The 23,962-nt window shown below is 61.8% G+C and carries 21 protein-coding genes; 5 read left to right on the forward strand and 16 right to left on the reverse strand.

The features are described 5' to 3' along the window. Window positions 1-15 precede the first annotated feature (15 nt). The 5 genes from OB2597_RS21975 to OB2597_RS18460 all read right to left on the reverse strand — a co-directional run bounded on the left by OB2597_RS21975 (window position 16) and on the right by OB2597_RS18460 (window position 8,377). Entirely contained in the window at window positions 16-5,712 is a 5,697-nt protein-coding gene (locus tag OB2597_RS21975; protein ID WP_040609963.1) for an NACHT domain-containing protein, read from the reverse strand. A gap of 141 nt (window positions 5,713-5,853) precedes the next feature. Next, complete coding sequence (locus tag OB2597_RS18450) at window positions 5,854-6,636, reverse strand: DUF3800 domain-containing protein (RefSeq protein ID WP_009807132.1); 783 nt, start codon at window positions 6,634-6,636, stop codon at window positions 5,854-5,856. Beyond that, window positions 6,636-7,535: an HNH endonuclease gene (locus OB2597_RS18455; protein ID WP_009807133.1), complete on the reverse strand. Its 900-nt coding sequence runs from the start codon at window positions 7,533-7,535 to the stop codon at window positions 6,636-6,638. The genes OB2597_RS18450 and OB2597_RS18455 overlap by 1 nt, the downstream gene beginning before the upstream one ends. A 4-nt stretch (window positions 7,536-7,539) precedes the next feature. After that, entirely contained in the window at window positions 7,540-7,836 is a 297-nt protein-coding gene (locus tag OB2597_RS21980) for a hypothetical protein (protein ID WP_126138139.1), read from the reverse strand. A gap of 4 nt (window positions 7,837-7,840) precedes the next feature. After that, on the reverse strand, window positions 7,841-8,377 hold the full coding sequence (locus OB2597_RS18460; RefSeq protein ID WP_238529734.1) for a helix-turn-helix domain-containing protein: 537 nt from the start codon (window positions 8,375-8,377) through the stop codon (window positions 7,841-7,843). Between the two features lie 253 nt (window positions 8,378-8,630). Here OB2597_RS18460 and OB2597_RS18465 point away from each other — a divergent pair, with 253 nt between their 5' ends. From OB2597_RS18465 to OB2597_RS18475, 3 genes are all read left to right on the forward strand, one after another. Continuing rightward, window positions 8,631-9,725 (forward strand): tyrosine-type recombinase/integrase, encoded by a 1,095-nt coding sequence (locus OB2597_RS18465; RefSeq protein ID WP_009807135.1) that lies wholly within the window; start codon window positions 8,631-8,633, stop codon window positions 9,723-9,725. A 128-nt stretch (window positions 9,726-9,853) separates the two neighbouring features. Continuing rightward, complete coding sequence (locus tag OB2597_RS18470) at window positions 9,854-11,500, forward strand: thiamine pyrophosphate-binding protein (protein WP_040609443.1); 1,647 nt, start codon at window positions 9,854-9,856, stop codon at window positions 11,498-11,500. Then, entirely contained in the window at window positions 11,497-12,540 is a 1,044-nt protein-coding gene (locus tag OB2597_RS18475) for a dipeptidase (RefSeq protein ID WP_009807137.1), read from the forward strand. The genes OB2597_RS18470 and OB2597_RS18475 overlap by 4 nt, the downstream gene beginning before the upstream one ends. A gap of 9 nt (window positions 12,541-12,549) precedes the next feature. On the opposite strand, the gene OB2597_RS18480 is transcribed toward OB2597_RS18475, so the two are convergent. Further along, a complete protein-coding gene (locus OB2597_RS18480) occupies window positions 12,550-14,040 on the reverse strand; it encodes a class I adenylate-forming enzyme family protein (RefSeq protein ID WP_009807138.1) in 1,491 nt (496 codons plus the stop codon). A gap of 159 nt (window positions 14,041-14,199) precedes the next feature. Here OB2597_RS18480 and aroQ point away from each other — a divergent pair, with 159 nt between their 5' ends. Both aroQ and OB2597_RS18490 read left to right on the forward strand, forming a co-directional pair. Then, entirely contained in the window at window positions 14,200-14,640 is a 441-nt protein-coding gene (gene aroQ / locus OB2597_RS18485; RefSeq protein WP_009807139.1) for a type II 3-dehydroquinate dehydratase, read from the forward strand. Window positions 14,641-14,643: 3 nt separating this feature from the next. Beyond that, window positions 14,644-15,411 (forward strand): HpcH/HpaI aldolase family protein, encoded by a 768-nt coding sequence (locus OB2597_RS18490; protein WP_009807140.1) that lies wholly within the window; start codon window positions 14,644-14,646, stop codon window positions 15,409-15,411. A gap of 60 nt (window positions 15,412-15,471) precedes the next feature. Here OB2597_RS18490 and OB2597_RS18495 read toward each other — a convergent pair whose 3' ends face one another. The 10 genes from OB2597_RS18495 to pobA all read right to left on the reverse strand — a co-directional run bounded on the left by OB2597_RS18495 (window position 15,472) and on the right by pobA (window position 23,960). After that, on the reverse strand, window positions 15,472-15,759 hold the full coding sequence (locus OB2597_RS18495) for an ArsR/SmtB family transcription factor (protein WP_009807141.1): 288 nt from the start codon (window positions 15,757-15,759) through the stop codon (window positions 15,472-15,474). A gap of 102 nt (window positions 15,760-15,861) precedes the next feature. Further along, window positions 15,862-17,085: a mandelate racemase/muconate lactonizing enzyme family protein gene (locus tag OB2597_RS18500; RefSeq protein ID WP_009807142.1), complete on the reverse strand. Its 1,224-nt coding sequence runs from the start codon at window positions 17,083-17,085 to the stop codon at window positions 15,862-15,864. A gap of 4 nt (window positions 17,086-17,089) precedes the next feature. Beyond that, on the reverse strand, window positions 17,090-18,175 hold the full coding sequence (locus OB2597_RS18505; protein ID WP_009807143.1) for a Zn-dependent alcohol dehydrogenase: 1,086 nt from the start codon (window positions 18,173-18,175) through the stop codon (window positions 17,090-17,092). Window positions 18,176-18,271: 96 nt separating this feature from the next. Further along, entirely contained in the window at window positions 18,272-19,600 is a 1,329-nt protein-coding gene (locus tag OB2597_RS18510) for a lyase family protein (protein WP_040609964.1), read from the reverse strand. After that, complete coding sequence (locus OB2597_RS18515) at window positions 19,600-20,292, reverse strand: alpha/beta fold hydrolase (protein WP_009807145.1); 693 nt, start codon at window positions 20,290-20,292, stop codon at window positions 19,600-19,602. Before OB2597_RS18515 ends, OB2597_RS18510 begins: the two co-directional genes overlap by 1 nt. Further along, window positions 20,293-20,892 carry a protocatechuate 3,4-dioxygenase subunit alpha gene (gene pcaG / locus OB2597_RS18520; RefSeq protein ID WP_009807146.1) on the reverse strand — a complete coding sequence of 200 codons (600 nt, stop codon included), beginning with the start codon at window positions 20,890-20,892 and terminating at the stop codon, window positions 20,293-20,295. It lies immediately after the preceding gene. 1 nt (window position 20,893) lies between these two features. Further along, entirely contained in the window at window positions 20,894-21,631 is a 738-nt protein-coding gene (gene pcaH, locus OB2597_RS18525; protein ID WP_009807147.1) for a protocatechuate 3,4-dioxygenase subunit beta, read from the reverse strand. After that, on the reverse strand, window positions 21,624-22,010 hold the full coding sequence (gene pcaC, locus OB2597_RS18530; protein ID WP_009807148.1) for a 4-carboxymuconolactone decarboxylase: 387 nt from the start codon (window positions 22,008-22,010) through the stop codon (window positions 21,624-21,626). Before pcaC ends, pcaH begins: the two co-directional genes overlap by 8 nt. Next, a complete protein-coding gene (gene pcaD / locus OB2597_RS18535) occupies window positions 22,003-22,791 on the reverse strand; it encodes a 3-oxoadipate enol-lactonase (RefSeq protein ID WP_009807149.1) in 789 nt (262 codons plus the stop codon). The genes pcaC and pcaD overlap by 8 nt, the downstream gene beginning before the upstream one ends. Next, window positions 22,791-23,960: a 4-hydroxybenzoate 3-monooxygenase gene (gene pobA / locus OB2597_RS18540; RefSeq protein WP_009807150.1), complete on the reverse strand. Its 1,170-nt coding sequence runs from the start codon at window positions 23,958-23,960 to the stop codon at window positions 22,791-22,793. Before pobA ends, pcaD begins: the two co-directional genes overlap by 1 nt. Window positions 23,961-23,962 lie beyond the last annotated feature (2 nt).

Genomic DNA, 23,962 nt, shown 5'->3' on the forward strand with positions numbered 1-23,962 from the left:
TTCGCGGGGGGCAGGTCACAGGAGATGCTCTCTCGCCTGCGCCGGAACACAGTCCTTGTGATCCGACAGCCATGAACCATCTTTGAAAGATACATCCCCACTCTCGATAAAACTTTGCCAAGGGTCCAGGCCCTCCCAATCGTAGCTCCGCCTCACAACGGGCTTGGTCTTCACGAGCGTGGTTGCGGCGTGAAGGCGTGCATGGCGTTGAATGTGTTCTCGATAAGTTTCAAACCTTTCATCGCCTCGGTAACGAAAACGACCAGGAAAATCGGACATACTATTTGTACCTGGCCAGCGCTTTTTCACCTCTTCAGCGACTAGATCACTGGCTTCGTTATTGGATATCCAAAAGAGCTCCGCTAGGCTTGATATCTTGTACTCCTTGAAGTCATGCTCAAACCCAAAATCAAACCGCCGAACCTTGTTCTCCGGCCATCCGTCGCGTTCAACGATGCCATGCGGAGGCGTTAGAACTTCCTCCCACAATTGGGCGAGTTCAGGACTCATCGGTTCACCGCTCTCAATGTTCTTCAGGCATCGGGCGATATGAAGTTTGTTGAGAACGTGCGAATTGGGCTGCTTCGCTAACGCTGCAATCCTTGTCTTCAGAGGGTTGAGTGCTTCGCTGTGGTGAAGGGCGGCGCGCGACAACCCCATCAATAGCCATTGCTGGGCGTTCAGGAAGGAAAAATGATGCTCCTCGGAAGCCAGCGACGGGTTTTTCTCCGTATCAAACCGATCGAGCAAACGCCCTACGTCTTGGATCAAGCCAACGTCAAGCATGCCCTTCAGGCTTCGAGCTGCATTCCACCTGACAAAGGCATCACTATCCCCGAGCAAATGCCAAATGATATCCGCAAAAACATCGCCTTCGTCGCTCTTACCTGCGAAATCAGCACGATATGCTCCTTCACCGATCTCATCACCAACTTTCGCGGAAGGCCCGGCTAGAAAGTCTTCGAATGCCGTCAAAGCGGTGGAGGGATCGGCGTGCCTCGATAGGCTCGTCGCCAGTTGGAGCCATTCATCCCCCTCGAGTTCAAGGCGCTCCTTAGCTATCGTCTCTAGGACTGTCTGGAGTACAAACTTTTGATCACCGGACAGCTTGGACAAGCGATTGATTTGTCTGGGGATGCCCGAATATCGGAGCTCGAACAGCTCGGAGCCTTTGAACGCAAAGAGTTTTTTGATCAAGCCAGCGCCGCTGTTCTTTACATGCGCCGAGCTAGTCCCCCAGTCTTCAATGCATTCGATTATGAAATCGAGCGCGCGGTCAAATTCGAGCTCGGCAGCCTCGCAAAGCGCCTCAAGGAAATTGACCCGTTTGTCATACGGGCAAATCTTTCGTAGCTCTTCAAACAGACGATTGGTGTTTTCGAAAGGCAGTCCATCACTGGCCTTAGCGTCCTGAATTGCTGTGTCCAGCGACGATGCTGATGTTGGATCACAGTTGGCAACAATGGACATCAAGGCGTTGGTGAAATCCTGCTCATCGGTCGTCTTACTCGCTCGCTGGGCGCTGTACTCAGCGCTTGCGCCAGTGTAGTTGTTCTTAGAATTTTCGGTTTCGCGCCGGTGCCGCGCTGCTTCGCGTTGCTCTTGGAGGTGGCGTCGCACGCCATCTTCGTTGATCTCTTCATATTCATCCAAACAATCCAGCAAGCTCTCCCACAACCCTTCCCATCCGCCGAAACTGTGTTCTTGATCAAGCTTCCCGGACACAAGAGTGAAAATCGCCGCTCTGTCCTGCAGATCAGCGACGGAGAGCACATCGTGCAGACCTTTACCAACCTGCCACTCGTGCCAACCATGATCCTCGGAGATAGTAAGAAGCACTGCCGCGCGGCGCGCATCGAGATTGCCTGCTTTGGCAAGACAACAGGCGAGCTGAGGCATCCCGTATGAATATTCCACAACATCCTGATCGCTCCAGCGTATCAGTTTGTACGCAGCCGGAAAGCCGATTGAGGAAGCAGCGGCGCGTCCAAATAGATACCATCCAAATTTCGACGGCTCATGTTGGAATATCGTTTGACATAGATTCATGAGCCTGTGTGAAAGTGCCGGTTTTACAAACCCTCCAGGCTGCTCTGCCGCGAAGTGTAAAACCGAGTAGATCAGGTCAAAATCGTTACCGCCCATCTGATCTAGTTGCACCAGTCCTTGAGCGTAGTAAGCTTTTGCCTCACCAATACTCATTGGGATTAGCGACGCAGCCAAGCTCCGATAGGAATCGCCGCGTTGCTCAATGTAGTCATATTTCACAATTTCGGTGGAAATCTTTGCTGCATATTCTCCTGCGACATCGGAAAGATTTGAGCGCTTAGCAATGAGTGCTAACACGCCAAGTTTATCACCCAGCGAAAACCGGTTAGCTTCAACGATTTCTATGAGTTCTTTCGCCTCACCCTTCTCGACGGTTTCGGAGTGACGAAGCAAAAGTTTGGCAAGACCAACTCCAACATGTCGCGCCACGTTGTCTCTTCCGCTCTCAGCTCGCCAATGAACATCGGGCCTCAAGGTGGATTTCCATATGGCTAGGAATGCCGCCAGCACATCATTTGAAAGTACTGTTTTGGATAGAATAGCTGCTTGAATTGGCGTAACTAATTTGAGGACACAAGCCGTGCCCTTGACAATGTCATCTCGCTCGTGCGTTGAGAATTGTTTACGTTTCTCTGAGTTCTTCCGCTTTCTTCCCGCATTCTGACTTCTCGTTACGATGAGACTATCAAGGAATGTGCTGAGATCAGCTTCGCTGACAATAGATTTTGTCTTTCGGCTTGTTTTGACATCTTGCGGCAAAAGGTGTTGTAGCGATAGCTCTTCGCCCGCTGACCATGCTTTGATGCAGGCCGATTGAACAGGGATCCACACCCTGTTGATGCCATGCCGCTCTCCATAGTCGTAGCTCGATGGCCTGCGATGGAGGTATAGCCGCAGTAGACGCGTTGCCGACTGCTTGGAGTTTACGATGAGTGAGCCCATCGCGGCACTAGTAATAGCACCCTGCAGTTCCATCTCGTAATCGGAGGAACGCTTTGGAACCTTCTTTTTGTATCGAAGTGAAAGCGAACTAGCTGCCCGCGAAATTGCCCTGAGCTGGCTTCTTGTCAGACCATGTTCGTTGGCGAGGAGACCGATTTGCAAGGTAAGAGACAGGCACCTTTTCGATGCTGCAAACTTCACTAGGTTCTGCAGGGCCTTACTGTCATTCGACGCTTCGTGTTGTGTGCAAAGGGCAATGAGCTCTTCTACGACCGAGAGGGCAAACTTGAAATGCCATAGCTGGATATTCCGATTGAACGAAAAGAACTCGTCCTTCAACACGCTCAAAAACATTACTGCAGCGAGATCACCGGCCTCCGGTCCCGAGCGATCAAAACCTTTGCTCTCATCATCTCTGTGAATATACCAATTAATCCAACCAATCGCCCTATTTTGATGAATGCGCGCTTCATCAAGTTCATTCGAAAAGCAATGAGCGACGATTAGCCTCGTGTCACGTGCCCCACGCCAACCGGATCGATCATTGAACAAGCGGCGAGAAGTATCCGAGCCTCCGAGAATTGTTGCCAGTGCAGGAGCCTGCCGTATGAATTGATCGCCCTTCGCATTGGCTGAAGCCACTTGCGAGAGGTGCATCGATAGACTCAAAGCGCGGTCTAGGTCTTGTTCACGCGTCGCCAGCGAAAATGCTGCATAGAGCCTATTAAGCTTCAATCGGCGACGCTCATACTCGGATTCGATTTCTGTCGGGAACTCATCCGAACTTGCGAGTTGAAAAGCTCTGTTGCTATCGCCGATGACTACGAGGAAATGTGGGAGCGCTTCAGCGGCGTAGACTGAGTCCTTCTGATGCACTTGGAGTCGCTGCGCAATGGATTGCTGCGCAGAAATCTCGCTGGCATATTGGTCTTTGATGTAGGTTTCAGTGGGTTCGTCACGAAAGATCGCCCCATGCCTGACCAGTTCAAGCATCGGCGCAAGATCGGATGCAGCGCTGTTGACCTGTGAGGCCGACCAACCCAATGCCCTGGCTAATTCAGTCAGTGGAATCGGTGGCGGAAGGAGCGACAAGGCGGCAAAGAATTCACGAACTTCAATCTCGCTCCAACCTGCTGTGTATAGGTCATCGAATATTTCCTGGCATTTCTCAGCGATAAGTTCTTCGACTGAAATCTTGGTTTTCGGAGCGTTGCCGGACACGTTCGAATCCCAGCTCTCAACTAAGTAATCGAGGACTCTTGCGTTACCTTGAGAACGCGCCATCACTGTTGAGAATTCGACATCCGTTATTTCATCGCGCCGTGTCGCAAGGAACTCCCGCGTTTCCTCTTCTGTAAACGGCTTTAGCTCAAGACGCGTTGACCGGCTCTTTCCGATCACACTATCCATTCTGTGGGGGCGCGCAGTGAGCAACAGCTTCACACCGTCAATGGGGGCTGCACTTAGCGATGCGAGCAAAAGCCTTGGGAACGCATCTTCATTGCGCGCATTGGCTTCCAACTGCGCATTGTCTGCAGCGTCCAACACAATCAGTACACCCTGCAATGCGGACTGGTTCTGGACAGTTTCGCTCGCTTGTCTGAGACGCTTGCGAGCGACATCAATCAATCCATATTGATCGCTGTCAGAAGGAAGAAGCGGATCACAGAGCCCGCGTGTTGCTAGTTCGTTAATGATCTGTAGCAAACCCACTTTCGGCATATGACGCGCCTGAGCCTCGGAGCGATATGCCCCACCACCGAAGCAATCGAAAATTACAACCTCAAACGACTCCCTCAGATGTGAAGCGAGGCTTTGGATGAAAACCGTCTTTCCGACGCCTCCATCAGCGTAGAGAAATAAGGGTATACTGCTCGCTTCGATCTCGTCTTTGACAACGTGAAGGGCAGAGCGCTCGACAACTTCACCAACATCAACGAAGCGGGTATCCGCAGGAAATAGCTGATCCTCGTCACACTCCAAGGCATCGAGGACATCTTCACGTGTGATCGAGTTGTTTCCCTGCCCTTCGATTTGGGCCTTCTCTCGCACAAGCTCAACCAGAGCGTACAACCTTTTTGCGGCCTGTCCGGTGGATCCGGCAGACCAATCGCTAACCGTTCGTCGAAGGGATCGGTTCTGAGCAGGAAGATCACTTGTTGCAGCGCGAAACTCGATTAGCGGGAAGATTTCCCCTGCTTCGATCTTCTCCTCCTTACACCATGCCTCGAGATATCTAAGTTGTGACTTACCGCTCTGGGTCTTCGCTACGCCACCTGACTTCAAACATTCGATAGCATCCCATAGGTCGCTAGAGAATTTGGCATTTGTTACGAACCCGAATGATAGCTTGTTCGCGATGTCTGCGCTCGAAACACTTTTTCTGATCTCGCGAAGCGACGCAGAAAACTTCTTGATCGTCTTTTTTAGATAGGAAGAGGTGACCGGCTTTTCAGCCTCTTTGTATTTGAACTGCAAAATTTGCTGGGAGCTGCAGGTCTCAAAAGTATCGCCAGACCCATAGAAAAGAGTGAGATCGGCAATGTCCTCGGCCTCTTGCCCCCACTTCAGATTCTCATTTGGGGATAGGCCCTCAACAACGACTGCAAAAAGATCATCTTTGGGGAAAACAAGTTGAAGCGCACGTCGTGCAGCCCACCTTTCGTGGAAGGTATGCCCAGCCCTTGAGACTCTGACTTTTTCGACTTTTTTTCTTGTCATTTTCAAAACTGCTCCGAGTGTTTAGCTATTTGTAAGGCCGAAAAAATATTGCGGTATAGAATTGGCGACTTTGAGCTTCCCATAATCTGGCAATTCGCAATGTGAGTGAACTTGTTAATCGTTACCGTCACCTGCTGATCGTCAATGAATACAACCTAAATAGTTTTCTCCAAAACGGTCCATTGCTACGCGCGCAACTCGCTCATTGACGCTCTCATCAATGAATAGGCCCCAAGGGTAAACGTCGACATTGGCGAGCTCGAAATCGTCTTTTGGGTTGGGCTTGTTTTGGCTGAGAAATGCGTAGCGGATCCCGGCCCACATCTCGAAGCCGAGCTCGACCTCGAGACCATCATATATGCTGTCGCCAGGGGCGTTAACGATCACCTTTTTGGTAATGTCACCGAGTGCTTCCAACAGCATAATGCTGCACGTATGGGCCATAATGTCCGCAAGTTGGATACCCATGACCGCCTTGGAATCCTGTTCAAAGTGGAAGATGCAGCCTGCGAGCTCCGGATCGCCTGCAACTAAAGCCTCGGCCGCACTTTTGTGTTTGAAGAGGCCTTCATCAAAGAAGACCTCATGCTGCCGCCCCTCGAGCAAGGGATGCTTCAGTGCGCTACGCAAAAGCGTCAACGAAGCTGGGCCTAATTTCCTAGTGTCTTCTGCGCTATCTACGACGCATAGGGCCATTTTGCAGTTGCGTGCGATAAAGTGTTTCAAGCTATCACGCAGCGCTTGAAGATCATTGTCATCTTTCATGGTCGCTGAAGACTTGAACTCGAACGTGCCTGGATCGAAGCCATACTCGCGAAAGAGCGCGCCCATTTCTTCTGTGGGATCCACATCGCAAATGGCGAATGCGGCAAGTGAAAAGCCGGATCTATGGTGCTTGCTGTCGTCTAAAAATAGATAGGCCATTACTGCTTAAAACAATTCTCTCTGTGCCAGGTTACAAACTCAGTCCTTGGCCGGTTGGCGAGGCGGTCCGGCACCAGGATCTTGCCGGACGAGTTAATCATCGACGTCACGGCTTCGATGTCGTTGCTCTGACGGGAAACCAGAATTGTCAGGTCGTCAGCCAACCCAACGAGGCCGCGATCAAACATCCAATGCGCAGTTCCGGACAGGGCGAGCCCGTTGCTAACGATGTCGGGGCCGTCATGCTCTACCGGTCTGATATGAGCGGCTTCCACCTCAGCGCGACCACCACCATTGATCAGGCGCAAGCCAGTGATGGCGCAGCGTTCGCCGTAGGCGCGCAGGACATTCTTTCTGAAATTGCGGTCGCGAACCGCGCGATTGGTCAGTTGGTTGACGCGTTCTCGAGCGGGCATGTGTTGGAAAAGTGTTTGCGCGTCATGAAACCCTGGCATCTGCATCGTGTCGCCCACGCGAGGCAGGATGTCCTCATCTCGTCCAAGACCACGTTCAACTATTCGGGCGAAGTCTTCAGCTGAAAGGGTTCTTACCGCGGCTTGCGCGCGTCCGGATATCTTGCCTTGGTCGTTCAGCAATCCTCTTTCGATGATCGAATTCTCGTCCCGGAATGAAACAGGGTCGCCGAAATCAAGATACGTTCCGGGCTCTATGACCGCCAAGAACATGTCCTGCTTCCTAGGATCCGGAATGATCTCCTGGACCTTAGCGACTGCAAAGTACCCTTTGGTCTCTTTGACTTTGCTTGGCTCCAGGTAGACGATCCAATCCCCCTCGCACTGTTGGGCGCGTGAAAGGTATTGCTTGGGAAATTGATACCGCTCCGAGGGAATGTCGTCGTAGATCGAGTCGCTGCGATGGATGAAGATACCGAAGGCCATCGGATCACCCGCGTTGAAGGCGTTCCAGTTTTCGATCGGCTGCGCGAAGGGTCAATACCGCACCTGTCAAAAATGGAAGTGCGAAGCCAGCCGCAGCGATGGCAAAAATCATGGTGGCGGCCAAAACCGAGTATTCGGCGGTCTGTTGTGCCAATGATAGTCGCCCCAAGCCGATAAGGTAGAACACACTGGTTCCCAGGAGGATTGGGTAAAGCGGGTCAAGGGGTTCAATCACCTCACGACGGGTGCGTTCCAAGACTGAGTGTCTCAACATGTTCCAGCGTTTGCTTGCCTTGTTCACCAGATTACTCCCTTACCAACTCGATCCATGTGTGCACGTCGTCATCAGTCACTTCACGGCCTTCGACATGCGATTGATACCAGCGCGCGACAATGGCCCCGCGCTTTTCGCTTTTGATTTTTATGCCCTCATCGGTGAGGTGCTTATCCAGCGAGCTTTCGATGTGTTTGAGGGCATCGAAATCATGCCCCGCCCGAATGGATTTGGTGCCGAGTAACAGCCAGGGCACGTCCACCTCGAACCGTTCACCCATCGCGACCAAGGCTTCTACAGGCATTCCTCGCTCGCCCTTTTCGTAGCTGTGATACGCGCGCGGTGAGACACCGATAGCTTCGGCCATGGCCGCTTGTGAGAAGCCGATTTCATTGCGAGCAATGGTGAGACGAGCACCCATTGCAGCAAAAAGATCAGCAGGTTTCTGCGGCATCTGAATTTTCCAATTGACTACTTCGCCGAAATTAGCGAACTTTGCAAAAAATGACGAACATTTACAGTTAATCACATCTGACCACGTCAGAAGGTGCAGAACAAGCGATTCCATGCGTGTCGCCGATTCAACTTAAGCGGACAAGGACGACTGAAATGGCAGAGACCAACTATTCAGACAGCTGTCAGATCCTGGGGCTTGGGAAAACACCCGCGCAATGGGTCGAAGTCATGGCCGGTATGGGGATCGATATTTCGGAACGCACCTTGCGCGAACGCGCCAATGAGACGGGCGCATTCTATCGCCTTGGGCGGACCATGCTCATCACGCCCGCGCAGATTGATACGATTTTTGAAGGAGGCCAGTCATGCCGCTCCAAATTTACAAGAGGGGCCGTGTCTACTGGGCCAAGGGGTGGATTGAATACAACGGCAGGCCAATCGCCGGCCCATACCGGCGAAGCACTAAGGCATCTACAGAAGAGGGCGCACGGGACTGGATAAACCATGAGACCGAGCGTCAGATCCGTCGCTATGTTGTGGGCGACGAACAGAGCAAAACGTTCTCCGATGCAATCATGCTCTACAACGCGTCCCCAAAAGCAGCTAAGCAGTTGATCCCGATTGTCGAAGCAATCGGTGACCTATCGCTCGGCGCGATTTCTGGCGCGCTATTGAAAAGCCTTGGGCCGAAGCTGAAACCCAAAGCGTCGACCGATACCTGGTGGCGTGAAATCGTGACGCCCGCGAGTGCTGTGATTAACAACGCCCACGAGCTGGAAGGCACGCCGCTGATCCGTGTAAAACCCTACGACAAGTTTGAGCGGATCGCACAGGACAAACGGCGCGGGAAGCTTAGCCGCGTCGAGCGCACGCCAGCTGACAAGGAATGGATCGAAGCCTTTTGCCGTGCTGCTGATCCGTACAACGCCGCGCTAGTCCGTTTCATGTTTGAGACGGCAGCACGGATTGATCAGGCTGTATCTTTGGAGCCTGATGACCTTCGACCGCACGAAAACAAAGTCCGCGTGAAAGCGCAGAAAGGACATCCAGAAAGTTGGATCACCGTTTCGCCGCAGATGATGGACGAGCTTCTCGCACTGCCAGCCAAACGGCCCAAAAACCGCAAGACTGGCAAGCTCATGAAGGCGCGCGTTTTCGGCTATGGCAGTTCCACCGGCTACAACACGCGCTGGAAGACAATCTGCAAGCGCGCGGGTATTCCGTACCTGTCAGCCCATCCAGCAGGACGGCACGGCTTCTTCACGGAGCTTGTTGTCCGTCAAGGCGTCGATCCGGTCACTGCAGCCAAGGCTGGCCGGTGGGCTGACCCCAATTTGCCCATGCGCATCTATGCCCACGCAGAGACCGACGAGGCTGACATCCGAGCCCGTTTTCGTACAAACCATGTACAGGAAGACCCTGTACAAACACCCAACAGCAAGAAATCACAAAAGGAATAGCGCTATGAACGCATCCCTCCTAAGGGGCAGGTTGCAGGTTCGAATCCTGCCGGGGTCACCACCACACGCTCTGGTCAATGTCTCACAAATTGGCCAAGGTGCCGCGGATACCGAAACCGGAGGGGACGATGGAACGCACGGGTGCGCGGATACTGGTGGACCAACTCGTAGCTCAGGGCGTGGATCGCGCCACCTGCGTACCGGGGGAAAGTTACCTTGCCGTGCTCGACGCGCTGATCGGGTCGGGGGTCGATCTGCTTACCTGCCGGCAGGAGGGCGGGGCGGCGATGATGGCCGAGACCTACGGCAAGATCACCGGACGCCCCGGCATCTGCTTCGTCACCCGCGGACCCGGGGCGACGAACGCGGCGGCGGGCGTGCACGTGGCCGCCCAGGACAGCACGCCGATGATCCTTTTCGTCGGACAGGTGGCGCGGAACATGCGGCATCGCGAGGCGTTCCAGGAACTCGACTATCCGGCCGTCTTCGGCACCATCGCCAAATGGGCGGTCGAGATCGACGACCCGGCGCGCATCCCCGAACTGCTCGCCCGTGCCTTTCGCGTCGCCACGCAGGGGCGGCCCGGCCCGGTGGTCATCGCGCTGCCCGAGGACATGCTCGTCGACACGGCCGACGTGCCTGACGCGCCCCCGATCCGCCCGATCGAGATGGCCCCCGCAGCGGACGGCATCGCCGAGCTGACCGAGCGGCTGGCCCGGGCCGAACGCCCTGTCGCAATCCTGGGCGGTGGCGGCTGGCGAGGGGCGGCGCGCGACGGCATGATCGCCTTCGCCGAACGGCACGCGCTGCCCGTCGCGGTCGAGTTCCGCCGCGGCGGCAGCTTTCCGGCCGATCATCCGAACTACGTCGGCGACCTCTCGATCGGCGCCAGTCCCGGTCTGGTCGAAGCGATCGAACGGGCGGATATGATCCTGATGCTCGGCGGGCGCATGTCGGAAAGCCCCTCGCAGAACTACACGCTGTTCGACATCGGTCCGGGCGATGACCGGATCGTGCACCTGCACCCCGACCCCGAAGAGGTGGGGCGGGTCTACCAGCCGGGCCTCGGGCTTGTCGGAACGGCGGGCGGCTTCGTCTCGGCGGTCGAGGGGCTGCCCGGTCCAAACCGGCAGTCGGGCTGGGTCGAGGACCTGCGCCGGACCTATCTCGACTGGTCGACCGAGCCGCTCCCGCTGCCGGGCAGCTTCCAGATGGGAGAGGTGGTCTGCTGGCTGCGCGACACGCTCGGCCCGGATGCGGCGATCACCAACGGGGCGGGCAATTTCGCGACCTGGATCAACCGCCACTACCGGTTCCGGGACCACGGATCCCAGCTGGCGCCGACCTCCGGCTCTATGGGCTACGGTCTTCCTGCGGCTGTTATGGCCAAGCGCCAGCAGCCGGAGCGCGACGTCGTCTGCGTGGCGGGGGACGGCGACATCATGATGACGGTGCAGGAGCTTGCCACGGCGGTCCAGCACGAGATCCCCGTCATCGTCCTCGTGATCGACAACGGCATGTTCGGCACGATCCGCATGCACCAGGAAAAGCACTATCCAGGGCGCGTCTCGGCCACCGATCTCAGGAACCCCGACTTCGCGGCCATGGCGGCCAGTTTCGGCTGCCACGCCGAAACGGTCCGCGACAGCGGCGACTTTGCGGCTGCCTTCGACCGGGCGCGGGCCAGCGGCCGACCGGCTCTGATCCACTGCTTCCTCGATCCCGAGGCGCTGACCATCGCCAAGACACTCTCAGATCTGCGAGACGCAACATGATCCCCTTCTTCGACGGCCATAACGACCTTCTTCTCAAGATGACGCTTGGCCGGATGACGGCCGAGGAGGTCCGGGACGGCCACGGGAACGGGCATATCGATCTGCCCCGTGCGAAGGCGGGGGGGTTGGGCGGCGGGTTCTTCGCGCTCTTCGTGCCCACGCCGGGCGGACCGGGGATCAACATGGCCGCCATGCGCGAGGAACGCTACGATCTCCCGCTGCCCGAGCCGCTGGACCACGACATCGCGCTGGACCAGGTCCGCGAGGGGATCGGGCATTTCAACCGGCTGGCCGAGCTTGGGGTGATCACGCCCTGCACCACCGCCACCGAGGTCGAGGCCGCCCTGCACGGGCCGACCCTCGCCGCCGTGCTGCACATGGAGGGCGCCGAGGCGATCGGCCCGGATCTTGCCGAACTGGATGAGCTCTATGACGCGGGCCTGCGGTCAATCGGTCCGGTCTGGAGCCGCGAGACGATCTTCGGCCACGGCGTGCCCTTCCGGCTGCCCGCCACGGCGGACATCGGGCCCGGCCTGACCGAGGCCGGCAAGGATCTGGTCCGGGCCTGCAACGACCGGGGCATCATGGTCGATCTCAGCCACCTGAACATGGCCGGGCTGCACGACGTGGCCGAGCTGTCGACCCGGCCGCTGGTGGCCACGCATTCCAACGCCCATGCGGTGACGCCCTCGGCCCGCAACCTCACGGATGACGAGTTGCGCATCATCGCCGGGACGAACGGTCTGGTCGGCATCAACTACGGCACCTGTTTCCTGCGCCCGGACGGCCGGTTCATCCCCGATTGTCCGGTCGAGTTCATCCTGCGCCACCTGGATCACCTGCTGGGCATCCTGGGCGAGGACGGGGTCGCCTTCGGATCGGATTTCGACGGGGCGATCCTGCCCGACTGGATGGCGGACGTCGCCGGCCTGGCCCCCCTGCGCGAGGCCTTGGTACAGCATGGGCTGGGCGAGGCGCTGATGGAAAAGCTGCTCTTCCGCAACTGGCTGCGGGTCCAGCGCGCGACCTGGGGCGCGTGAAAGGCCCGCTCAGGATCCGTATTCGCTGCGCAACTCGGTCTTGAGAACCTTGCCATAGGCGTTCTTGGGCAGCGCGTCGACGAAGGCGTAGACCTTGGGTCGCTTGAACCTGGCGATGCGGTCCAGACAATGACTGTCGAGTTCCGCCTCGCTGCAGGTGCCCGCCCGCACCACGCAGGCCACCACCACCTCGCCCCATTCCGGGTCGGGCCGGCCGATCACCGAGGCTTCGGCGACCGCCGGATGGGTCAGCAGGCATTCCTCGACCTCGCGCGGATAGATGTTCGTCCCGCCCGAGATGATCAGGTCTTTCGATCTGTCCTGAAGTGTCAGAAATCCGTCCTCGGACAGCGCCCCCATGTCCCCCGTCCAGAGCCACCCGTCCTTCAGGGTCTCTGCCGTCGCCTCGGGGTTTTGCCAGTAGCCCGACATGACGCCGGCGCCGCGCGCGCAGATCTCGCCGCTCTCGCCCGTGGGCACCGGTTCGCCCTCGCGGTTCACCACCCGCACCTCGCAATTGGCCTGGGCGAAGCCGACCGACCCCAGCCGCGCGCGCCAGTCGGGGTGATCGCGGTCGGCCACCATCTCACGGGGGAGGGCGGTGATGCACATCGGGCATTCCCCCTGACCGTATATCTGCACGAAGCGCGGCCCCATCAGGTCCACCGCCTCGATGATATCGGCCACGTACATCGGTCCGCCGCCATAAATGACCGTCCGGATTCCCTCCCCGGTGAGCCCTGCCGCGCGGGCGAGATCGGTCATCCGCCGGACCATCGTCGGCGCGGCGAAGAGGCAGAGGTTCCCCACCCTCTCTCCGAGCTCGAAGATCTCGCGCGGGTCGAACCCGCCGCTCTCGGGCACCAGGTGCCGGGCGCCGCGGATGACGTACATGAAGTTGTAGAGCCCGGCGCCGTGCGACATGGGGGCGGCATAGAGCGAGACATCCGCGCGCTGCACCGCATCCACATCCGCCAGGTATCCGGCGACCATCGCCATGATGTTGCCGCAGGTGATCTGGACGCCCTTGGGCCGCCCCGTCGTGCCAGAGGTGTAGAAGAGCCATGCCAGGCTGTCGCCGGCCATCTCCCGGCAGCCCTCCAGCGGTTCGCCCGCGGGCAGCCCGGCGTCCAGATCGACGATCCGGACCCCCGCCTGCGCCAGTCCCTCGGCGCCGTTGCGGTCCGTCACGACGACACCCGCGCCGGAATGCTCCAGCATCCAGGCGACTTCCCTGGGGTGCAGCTTGGCGTTGATCGGCACTGCCGCCGCGCCCAGCATCCACGTGCCGTAGAGCACGACGAGATAGTCCGCCCGGTTGGGCGCGAAAAGCGCGACCCGGTCCCCCGGGCGCACCCCGGCCTCGCGCAGCCAACCACCGAACCGGGCGGCCCGGGCTTGGAAGGTGGCGTAGTCGGCCACCACCGTCTCGCCCCGCAGCAGGGCAGGGGCCCCGGGCCAGAGCCGCGCCGCCCGGGACAGCCAGTTCGCAGGATTCATCGCAGCCTCCCCCTTGCGTCGGTTGCCCGCGATCCTGCGCAGCCCCGCGCCGCCGTGCAAGCCACATCGCCCGCCGCCGAGGCCGCGCGCGGTCAAAACCGTGGCGCGCCCGTGCAAACATGCTATCACCGGCGGGACCAAGCGCCACCGGAGACCACCGTGACCAAGACCGTCGCCATCCTGAACGGCCCCAACCTGAACCTGCTCGGCCGGCGCCAGCCCGAGATCTACGGCGCCGAGACGCTCACGGACGTCGAGACCCGGTGCAGCGACACCGCTGCCGGCCTCGGCCTGGAAACGTGCTTCTTCCAGTCCAACCACGAGGGCGAGATCGTCGAGGCGATCCACCGCGCCCGCGACGAGGCGGCGGCCATCGTCATTAATCCTGCCGCCTACACGCATACCTCGGTCGCGATTCTCGACGCGCTCAATGCCTTCGACGGGCCGGTGGTCGAGGTGCATATATCGAACGTGCACAAGCGCGAGGACTTTCGCCATCATTCCTATGTCTCGGCCCGCGCGGATGCCGTGATCGCCGGCTGCGGGACGCAGGGATACACGCTTGCGCTTCACCGTATCGCCACGCTGCTCGAGGACTGATCCATGGACCTGCCCCGCAACCGATTCAAGGCCGCTCTGAAAGAGGGGAAACACCAGTTGGGGTTCTGGAACACGATCAGCGGCCCCATCGTCCCCGAGGCGCTGGCCGCCATCGGCTTTGACTGGATCGTCGTGGACACCGAACACACGACGACCGAAGCCTTCCAGGTCCATGCCTCGCTCCAGGCCATTGCCGCCTATCCCGAGGTCTCGGCCGTGGTCCGCCCCGTGTCGAACGACGCCGCCTACATCAAGCGGTATCTCGACATGGGCGCGCAGACCCTGATGATCCCCTATGTGCAGACGCCGGACGAGGCGCGGGCCGCGGTGACCGCCATGAGGTATCCGCCGAACGGCATTCGCGGCATGGCCGGCGGCACCCGGGCCTCGCGCTTCGGCATGGTCAGGGATTACATGACCCGCGCCGAGGAAGAGCTCTGCCTGATCGTGCAGGTCGAGACGATCGACGCGCTCGCCCGGATCGAGGAGATCGCGACCGTCGACGGTGTCGATGCGGTCTTCATCGGGCCGGCCGACCTGTCGGGGTCGATGGGACATCCCGGCAACCAGTCGCATCCCGAGGTCGTCGCCGCCATCGAGGACGCCTTCACCCGCCTCAGGGCCATCGGCGTCCCTTCGGGTATCCTGACGCTGGACGAGGATCTGGCGAAGCGTCTCGCCACCCTTGGCGCGGGGTTCACCGCCATCGGCACCGACATCTCATCGCTCGTGCGGGATGTCCGCGCGCTCAAGGGGCGGTTCGGAGCCTGAGATCGGTCGGGCGGGCCCCGATCCGCCGATCCGCGCGGCCCGGCCGCGGGGGCGCGCCGCTCAGGCGGGCCCCTCGCAGAACAGGCGGTAGAGCAGTCCGATCACCTCGGAGGTCTGGTGGTTGGCCAGCCGGTAATACACGGTCTTTCCCTCGCGCCGGGTGCTGACGAAGCCCTCCTCGCGCAGCCGGGCCAGCATCTGGCTGACGGCGGCCTGGCGCATCCCGAGAAGTTCTTCCAGCTCGCCCACGGATCTTTCGCCGCCGCCGAGGTGGCACAGGATCATCAGCCGCCCCTCATGCGCCAGCGTCTTGAGAAAGGCGGCCGCGCGTTCGGCGTTCTGCTCCATTTCCTGCGGCGGAACGGGGGGATGTAATTCGGCCACGGCGTCGGGTCCTGCGATACGTTTCCGGTGACGTATCATGTCCTTGCGGGCTTGGCGAGAAGCCGGTCACTCACGCGGGGCGCCGCCCGGAAAACTGTTGCCGTTCGCGTAATCGCAGGGCGCCTCCTGCATCTGCAGGTGCAACGCCCGGCCCTCGTAAGGATGCGCCCGGGCCAGTTCCTCGTCGACCTCGATCCCGAGGCCGGGGCCGTCCGGCGGACGGACAAAGCCCCGCTCGACAGAGAGGGCGCCCCGGATCATCCGGGCGTGGAAGTCGGTCTCGATCGTCTCGATCATCAGCAGGTTGGGGCAGGTGGCGGCAAGATGGATGTTCGCCGCCCATTCCACCGGTCCGGCATAGAGATGCGGAGCGATCTGCGCGCCGAAAGTCTCGGCCAGCGCGGCGATCTTCTTGCCCTCCCAGATGCCGCCGGCCCGGCCCAGGGCCGGTTGCAGGATACGCACGCCCGCGCGCAGCAGGGCGGCGAACTCGGCCTTGGTGGTCAGCCGTTCGCCCGCCGAGACCGGCACCGGCGTCGCCGCCTGAACCGCCGCCATGCCCGCGACGTCGTCGGGGGGCACCGGCTCTTCAAACCACAGCGGGTCGTGCGGGGCGATGGCCTGCGCCAGCCGGATCGCCCCGGCCGGCGTGAACTGGCCGTGCGTCCCGAACAGCAGGTCGGCCCGCGTCCCGACCGCGTCGCGGACGGCGGCGCAGAACCGGGCTGACATGTCGATATCGGTCATCGCCGGCATGTGGCCGCCGCGGATCGTGTAGGGGCCCGCGGGGTCGAACTTGACCGCCGTATAGCCCCGGTCCGCGAGATCGAGGGCGCTTTCGGCCGCCATCTCGGGCGAGGTCCAGTAGGCCGCCATATCGTGATGCGCCAGCGGATAGAGGTAGGAATAGGCGCGCAGCCGATCGTTGACCTTTCCGCCCAAGAGCGCCCAGACCGGCCGGTCGCGATCCTTGCCGAGAATGTCCCAGCAGGCGATCTCCAGCCCCGAGAACGCACCCATGACCGTCAGGTCCGGCCGCTGCGTGAACCCGCTGGAATAGGCGCGGCGGAACATCAGCTCGATGTTTTCGGGATTCTCGCCGGCCATGTGCCGTTCGAACACGTCGGCGATCACCGCCTGCATCGCCTCGGGTCCGACCGAGGCGCCGTAGCATTCGCCCCAGCCGGTGATGCCCGTGTCGGTCGTGAGCTTGACGAGGATCCAGTAGTGACCGCCCCAGCCCGGCGCGGGCGGGGAGGTCACGATGATATCGAGCGTGTCGAGCTTCAAGGCGTCACTTCATCATGATGACGTTGCGCCGGGCGGCGCCCGACTTGGTGTCCTCGATCGCCTCGTTGATCTGCTCCAGCGTCCAGCGGCCCGAGATCAGCTCGTCCAGCTTGAGGCGTCCCTGCTTGTACATGTCGACGATCCAGGGGATGTCCCGCTTGATGACCATGTCGCCCATCTTGGAGCCGACGATGCCCTGGCCCTGGTTCGCCATGATCAGCGGCGAGTAGGTCGAGGTCTTGTCGCCATGCGGCATGCCGACCATGACGATCCTGCCGCCCCAGCCAAGGTAGCGCGGCGCCTGGTCGTAGACCTGGGCCACGCCGACCGTCACCAGCACCGCATCCGCCCCGCGCCCGAGGATCTTCTTGACCTCGGCCCAGGGCTTGCCCTCGGCCAGCACGGTATCCGTCGCGCCGAATTCCTTCGCGACCTCGAGCTTTTCGGGCAGCATGTCGACCGCAACGATCCGCCGCGCGCCCGCAATCCTCGCGCCCTGGATCGCGTTCAGACCGACGCCGCCCGCGCCGATCACCACCACGTCCTGGCCCACCTCGATATCCGCCGCGAAGACCGCCGCGCCCACGCCGGTGATCACGCCGCAGGAAATGAGCGAGGCGACATCCTTGCCGATGTCGTCCGGGATCACGCAGATCTGGCTCTGGTCCACCACGACCTTTTCCGCGAAGGCGCCCGAGGCCATGGCCTTGAACACCGGCTCACCTTCCGGGGTCTCGATCGGGCTTCCGGTCAGGTTGTCCACGGGGGTTTCGCAGATCGTCGGCTTGCCGCTCTGGCATGTCGTGCAGTGGCCGCAGGCGTGGATCAGGGTGACGCAGACGCTGTCGCCGGGCTTGATGCCGACCACGGCCTCGCCGACGGCGATGACTTTCCCGGCGGCTTCATGGCCGTAGACCGCCGGAAGCGCACCGCCGAAGCCGCCCTGCCAGAAGGAGATGTCGGAATGGCAGATCGCCACCGCCTCGATATCGACGGCGACCTCGCCCATTCCGGGCTCCCGCAGCATCACCTCTTCGATCTGAAGCGGCGCGTTGTATTCCCGGCAGACCGCCGCGCGAATCTTTTCCATCTTGTCCTCCCGTGGTCCTGCAGACCGTGAATTCTCTGGGGCACCTTAGGCAACCGGTTTTGGGAATTCCACATTTCGGAATGAAATTTCGCAACGTCACACGGCACGTGCCGCGGCCGCGAAGGCCCGCGCCTGCTCCGGCCCGTCGCCCAGTTGCCCGGAGGCGCCGAAGACCGGGGCGAGGTCGATATCGGGATAGGCGGTGGCGGCGGCATCCCGGAGGTGACCGCCCCGTTCGATCACGGTTCGGCAGAGGCGCTTGACCGCAGCCTGCGCCTCGGGGCGGGGCATGTGCGCCGAGAGGTGAAAGCTCAGCGTTTCGGCCTGCATCAGCCCCTGGCTCTGGTCGAAGGCCGCCTGCATGGCATCGGGCTGCGGCTCGAGGCCGGGGACCATGCGCCGCGCCGTTTCGGCGGCACAGGCGGCGGCCAGGCAGAGTTGGGGCAGCACCATCCATTCCGTGAACCATGCGGCGCCGTCCCGCTGCTGCCGGGCAAGGCCGGCGCCCTGAAGGGCCGACTGCGCCGCGATGGACTGCCGCGCGGCGGCGACGAGAACCGAGGGCTGCACCGGGTTCTGCTTCTGCGGCATGGTCGATGACCCGCCGGCGGTCCCCAGCCGGACCTCGCCCACGCCCGACTGGACCATCAGGGTGACGTCCTCGCCGATCTTCCCCAGGGCGGTGGCCAACCGGGTCAGCCAGTCCGCGACTTTCAAAAGCGGCCCGCGGTCCGCATGCCAGCTGCGGCCCGGATCGGACAGACCGAGCCCCGCCGCCACGGCGGCCCGCAGCGCCGGGGTCTGCGCGCCCCAGATGCTGCCCGTTCCCGCCGCGCCGGAAAGCGAGATCAGCAGGGAGGTCCGTTTCAGGTCGTCCAGTTCCTTCAGGCATGAAAGAAGTGGCTGCCCCCATTGTGCCGCGACCGACCCGAAGCTGACGGGCGTCGCGTACTGGCCATAGGTCCGTCCCGCCATCGGCAGCTCGGCATGGGCCTCGGCCAGCCCGGCCAGGGCCGAGAGCGTCTCGCGCACCGCGCCCTCGACCAGCCCGAGCAACTGCCGGAGGCGCAGCATCAGCCCGGTGTCGATGATGTCCTGCGACGTGGCCCCCCAGTGGAAATACTGCGCATGTTCCGGCGCCTGCATCGCGTCGCGGAAGGCCGAGACAAGGCCGGGCACCGGCACGCCGTTCACCGCCGCCGCCTGGCCGAGCGCGCCGGGATCGAGCGGGATCTCGAGCGTGGCGCGATGGATCGCCTTGGCGCTCAGTTCCGGAATGATCCCCAGCTCTCCCTGCGCCTTGGCCAGGGCGCCCTCGACGATCAGCATCGCCCGCACCTCGGCGCTGTCGGTAAAGAGTTTCGACGCCTCGCCGGCATCGAAGAGCTTGTGATAGATCTGGCTGTCGTGAACCGATCCCGCCATCAGCATGCCATCCGCGCCAGATGACCGGCCAGCCTGTCGGGGTCCGACAGGAACGGCGAATGCCCGGTCTCCATCCGCACGACGTCGGTCAGGTCCGCGGCCATCCTTTCCTGATCGACCGCCGGGATCATCCGGTCCTCGGTGCAGATGACGAACGAGGCGGGAACTCCGGCGTGATTGTCCCCGAGGCTGATCGCCTCGCGATGGGGGCCCGAGGGCTCGTGGCGGATCTGCGGCAGGGCCCAGTCCATGTCGGCCTGGCTGGCGCCGTTGTAGAGCACCGGGCCGGCCCCTTCGGTGTCGAAGCAATAGGACAGCCGGTCCTTGGCCACCACAAGCGGCAGGTCGGCCCGCTCTCCCGTCAGGGCCTGCATCCGCTGGCCCAGCCTGTCTCCGTTCGCCGGCCGCAGCGCGGCCACGTAGATCAGGCGCGACACCCGCTCCGGCGCCTGTTCGGCCGCGGCCGAGATCGAGAAACCGCCGGCCGAATGTCCGACGAGAACCGCCTGGCCCTCGTAGGCCGACAGGATCGCCTCGGCCTGGTCCTTCAGCGTCAGCCCGGCGACGCCGCCGCCGCGTCCGGGCATGTCGACGGCGCGCACCGCATGGCCCCGCGATTCGAGCGCGGGGATCACGTCACGCCAGCACCATGCGCCGTGGCAGGCGCCATGCACGAGAATGAATTGCGCCATTCAGATATCCAGAAACACCGTCTCGCTGTCGCCCTGCAGGACGACGTTGAACGTATACTGGCCGTCCCCGGTCTTCTTTGCAATCAGGGTCTCGGCGCGGGGCCGCTGTTCGATCCGGTTCAGCAGAGGATCGCCGGTGTTGTCCTCGTCCTCGAAGTAGATCCGGGTCTGAAGGCCCACGTTGATCCCGCGCGCCACGAGCCAGACCGAGATATGCGGGGCCTGGCGTCCGCCGCCGCGCATCGGCACGGGGCCGGGCTTTACCGTGCGCAGCGTGAACTTGCCGCTTTCCGCATCCGCGGCGAACCGGCAGTAGCCCGAGACCTTCGGATCCGCGCCCGCCTGCCCCGGAAATACGCCGGCCGCATCTGGCTGCCAGCTCTCGAGCATCGCGTCGCGCAGGGCCCAGCCGGTGCCGTCGATCACCGCGCCGGTGATCTCGATGATCTCGCCCCTGGCGCCCTCCCGGATCGGGCTTGCGCCGATCTCGGTGTCATAGGCGCCGGCGTTCCCCGCGTAGGTCGGCATGCAGCCGATGTGGACGTAGGGGCCGGCGGTCTGCGACGGCGTTTCGAGCAGCGTGTCGAGTTTCTGCACCATCTCACATTCCCTCGATCTTGTTCTCGAACATGGTCTGGCGGCGGCCGCGCAGCACGATGTCGAACTTGTAGGCTAGGAAATCCAGCGGCCGCGATTTCGAGAAATCGAGCGGCGCGACCAGCCGGTCGAGCTGCGACCGGTCCTGCACGGTCGCGGCGATCGGACAGTGATCGATCAGAGGATCGCCCTCGAAATACATCTGGCTGATCAGGCGCTGCCCGAACGAATGCCCGAAGATCGAGAAGTGGATATGCATCGGCCGCCAGTCGTTCGCCCGGTTCGGCCAGGGGTAGGCGCCGGGACGGATCGTCAGGAACTCGTAATAGCCGTTCCCGTCGGTGATCGTCCGGCCGCAGCCGCCGAAGTTCGGGTCGAGCGGGGCGAAATAGGTGTCCTTGACGTGCCGGTACCGGCCGCCCGCATTGGCCTGCCAGATCTCGACCAGCGTGTTCGGCACGGGCCGGGCGTTTTCGTCCATGACGCGGCCATGCACGAGGATCCGCTCGCCGACGGCGGGCGCCTTGCCGCGCGTCCGGTTCATGATCAGGTTGTTGTCCCATTCGCCGAGGATCCCGTGCCCGAAGGTCGGGCCGGTTTCCTCGGAGGGGGTGGAGTCCATCGACAGGAGCGACCAGCGCGGGCTGCGCGGCACGCTTGTCTTGTAGTCGATCGCGTAGGCGGGCGGATGCACCGCACGGTTGCGCGGAATCAGCGGCCCCTGGTCGGAAGTCTCAGTCATCCCCGGTGTCCTCCAGTTCGGCATAGATGGATCGGGCAAGCTTGAAGGCGTGGTTCGCGCGGGGCACGCCGGCATAGATCGCCACGTGGTGCAGCACCTCGCGGATGTCCTCGCGGGTGGCGCCGGTGTTCACCGTGGCCCGCAGATGCAGCTCGAATTCCTCGAAATTCCCCAGCCCCGCCAGCAGGGCGAGCGTGATCATCGACCGTTCGCGCCGCGGGATCGCGTCCGAGGCCCAGACGGTGCCCCAGGCGCTTTCGGTGATCAGGTCGACGAAGCCCCGGTCGAACTCGGTCGCGGTGCCCTGCGAGCGGTTCACATGGGCCTCGCCCAGTACGGCGCGGCGGATCTCTTCCCCCGCGGGGCGGCGGTCAGCCATGGCCGGTCTCCTTGATGAAGTCGGTGAGGATGCGGGCGTAGTCCTCGGGTTTCTCGACGCAGGGCAGGTGGCCCGCACCGCGGATCAGCTCGAATTTCGAGCCGGGCACCAGATCCACGGTTTCCCGGACGAGATCCGGCGGCGTCGCCCCGTCCTCGCTGCCGGCGATGCCCAGCACCGGCAGGCGCAGGCCCGAGGTCGGCGTGTAGAAATCCGTCCCCGATATGGCGGCCGAACAGCCGGCGTAGCCCTCGGCCGGTTGCCGGACCAGCATGTTGCGCCAGGCGGCCAGCTCCTCGGTCGCGCGGAAGGCCCTGCCGAACCAGCGTTCCATCACCGCATCGGCAAGGCTCTCGATCCCGTCGCGGTTCACCGCGTCGATCCGCTCCTGCCACATCGAGGGCACGCCGATCTTGGCGGCGGAGTTCGAGATCACCAGCGCCCGCACCAGATCCATGCGCTTGACCGCAAGTCCCTGCCCGATCATCCCGCCGATCGACAGCCCGACGAAGAGCGCGTCCCTGACGCCGAGGTGATCCAGCAGGATCTCGGCGTCCCGGACCAGCGTGCCCATGGAATAGGGCGGCCGGGTGGTCTGCGTCAGCCCGTGCCCCCGCTTGTCATAGCGGATGTACCGGAACCCCTGCGGCAGCAGCGGCAGCACCTTGTCCCAGAGCCGCAGGTCCGTGCCCAGAGAATTGGCGAAGACGATGGGCGCGCCATCGGGGTCGCCATCGTCGCGGTAGTGAATGGCCAGCCCTTCGAGGTCAGCGATATGCATCAGTAAGGAAGTCCCACGTAATTCTCGGCCATGACCGTCTGCGCCGCGTCACTGTCGCGCAGAAAGGCGATCTCGGCCTGCTGCATCTTGAGATCGAACGCCGTCTGGTCCGGAAAGCGATGCAGCAGGTTGGTCATCCACCAGCTGAACCGTTCGGCCTTCCAGATGCGCAGCAGCGCCTTGGCGGAATAGCCCTCGATCCCCGCGTCGGACCCTTCGAGATAGTGGTCCTTGAGCGCATGATACAGGTAATGGATGTCGGATGCAGCCGTGTTCAGGCCCTTGGCCCCGGTCGGCGGCACGATATGGGCCGCGTCCCCGCACAGGAACAGCCGCCCCCATTGCATCGGCTCGGTCACGAAGGATCGCAGCGGCGCGATGCTCTTCTCGATCGACGGGCCGGTGACCAGCTTGTCGGCGGCCTCTTCCGGGATGCGGCGTTTCAGCTCGTCCCAGAAGGCATCGTCGGACCAGTCTTCGGCCCTGTCGCTCAGCGGGCACTGGACATAGTACCGCGAGAGGTTCTCGTTCCGCATCGAGCACAGAGCGAATCCGCGCGCCGAATTGGCGTAGATGAGTTCGTCGTCGACCGGAGGCGTCTCGGACAGGATGCCCAGCCAGCCGAAGGGATAGACCTTCTCGTATTCCTTGCGCACCGTGTCGGGGATCGTTTGGCGGCTGACGCCGTGGAACCCGTCGCAGCCGGCGATGTAGTCGCAGTCGATACGCTGTTCGGTTCCGCCTGCGGTGAAGGTCACGTAGGGCCGGTCGGTCCTGGCGTCGTGGATCGTGACGCCGTCGGTCTCGTAGATGATCCTGCCGCCCGCCGCCTCGCGCGCGGCGTAGAGATCCCGGGTCACCTCGGTCTGGCCATAGACCACCACCGGCGTCCCGGTGCGTTCGACGAAATCGATGCGAAAGGTTTCGTTCCCGGCGGCGATCAGCGTGCCGTCATGGACGAACCCCTCGCTCTCCAGGCGTCCGGCGATACCCGCCTCGCGCATCAGGTTGACGAAACCCTGTTCCAGGATTCCGGCCCGGATCCGCGACAGGACATAATCCTGCGTCCTCCGTTCCAGGACGACGGCGTCGATCCCGGCTTTCAGCAGCAGCTGAGACAGAAGCAGGCCCGACGGCCCGCCCCCGATGATGACGACTTGTGTTCGCATGT

Origin of the sequence: Pseudooceanicola batsensis HTCC2597 (assembly GCF_000152725.1) — a bacterium.
Classification (GTDB): Bacteria; Pseudomonadota; Alphaproteobacteria; order Rhodobacterales; family Rhodobacteraceae; genus Pseudooceanicola; species Pseudooceanicola batsensis.

Coding starts and splice junctions, on each gene's coding strand:
- OB2597_RS21975 (WP_040609963.1), bottom strand. CDS start 5,712: ATGACAAGAAAAAAAGTCGAAAAAGTCAGAGTCTCAAGGGCTGGGCAT.
- OB2597_RS18450 (WP_009807132.1), bottom strand. CDS start 6,636: ATGGCCTATCTATTTTTAGACGACAGCAAGCACCATAGATCCGGCTTT.
- OB2597_RS18455 (WP_009807133.1), bottom strand. CDS start 7,535: ATGGCCTTCGGTATCTTCATCCATCGCAGCGACTCGATCTACGACGAC.
- OB2597_RS18460 (WP_238529734.1), bottom strand. CDS start 8,377: ATGGAATCGCTTGTTCTGCACCTTCTGACGTGGTCAGATGTGATTAAC.
- OB2597_RS18465 (WP_009807135.1), top strand. CDS start 8,631: ATGCCGCTCCAAATTTACAAGAGGGGCCGTGTCTACTGGGCCAAGGGG.
- OB2597_RS18470 (WP_040609443.1), top strand. CDS start 9,854: ATGGAACGCACGGGTGCGCGGATACTGGTGGACCAACTCGTAGCTCAG.
- OB2597_RS18475 (WP_009807137.1), top strand. CDS start 11,497: ATGATCCCCTTCTTCGACGGCCATAACGACCTTCTTCTCAAGATGACG.
- OB2597_RS18480 (WP_009807138.1), bottom strand. CDS start 14,040: ATGAATCCTGCGAACTGGCTGTCCCGGGCGGCGCGGCTCTGGCCCGGG.
- OB2597_RS18490 (WP_009807140.1), top strand. CDS start 14,644: ATGGACCTGCCCCGCAACCGATTCAAGGCCGCTCTGAAAGAGGGGAAA.
- OB2597_RS18495 (WP_009807141.1), bottom strand. CDS start 15,759: ATGGAGCAGAACGCCGAACGCGCGGCCGCCTTTCTCAAGACGCTGGCG.
- OB2597_RS18505 (WP_009807143.1), bottom strand. CDS start 18,175: ATGGAAAAGATTCGCGCGGCGGTCTGCCGGGAATACAACGCGCCGCTT.
- OB2597_RS18510 (WP_040609964.1), bottom strand. CDS start 19,600: ATGGCGGGATCGGTTCACGACAGCCAGATCTATCACAAGCTCTTCGAT.
- OB2597_RS18515 (WP_009807145.1), bottom strand. CDS start 20,292: ATGGCGCAATTCATTCTCGTGCATGGCGCCTGCCACGGCGCATGGTGC.
- pcaG (WP_009807146.1), bottom strand. CDS start 20,892: ATGGTGCAGAAACTCGACACGCTGCTCGAAACGCCGTCGCAGACCGCC.
- pcaH (WP_009807147.1), bottom strand. CDS start 21,631: ATGACTGAGACTTCCGACCAGGGGCCGCTGATTCCGCGCAACCGTGCG.
- pcaC (WP_009807148.1), bottom strand. CDS start 22,010: ATGGCTGACCGCCGCCCCGCGGGGGAAGAGATCCGCCGCGCCGTACTG.
- pcaD (WP_009807149.1), bottom strand. CDS start 22,791: ATGCATATCGCTGACCTCGAAGGGCTGGCCATTCACTACCGCGACGAT.
- pobA (WP_009807150.1), bottom strand. CDS start 23,960: ATGCGAACACAAGTCGTCATCATCGGGGGCGGGCCGTCGGGCCTGCTT.